The organism is Pseudoalteromonas sp. bablab_jr011, assembly GCF_016464045.1.
Lineage (GTDB): Bacteria > Pseudomonadota > Gammaproteobacteria > Enterobacterales > Alteromonadaceae > Pseudoalteromonas > Pseudoalteromonas lipolytica.
The window spans coordinates 1-223 of sequence record NZ_JACDWU010000032.1; the positions used below are offsets into that span (position 1 = coordinate 1).

At 39.5% G+C, this 223-nt stretch carries 1 pseudogene; it reads left to right on the forward strand.

Annotated features, from left to right (window positions below):
• Window positions 1-223, forward strand: a pseudogene (locus tag JIG41_RS01070) (hypothetical protein); the annotation flags it as partial.

Sequence of the window (223 nt, forward strand, 5' to 3'; positions counted from 1 at the left end):
CTTTATGGATTTAAGCAAACCATTAGTTGACTCACCTGAAATAGAGCCGTTTCGTCATTTAGACCCAGCAGCACGCGATTTTGATAAACAGAATAACCGCCCAGAAAAGTATTGGCGTTTAATGAGTTACAAACAAATGCAGCAGATAGAAGAACAGCTTGATAACGATATTTATCGCTTTAACTTTGATGGTGCAATAACCAACCCTAAACGCTGGGCAAAC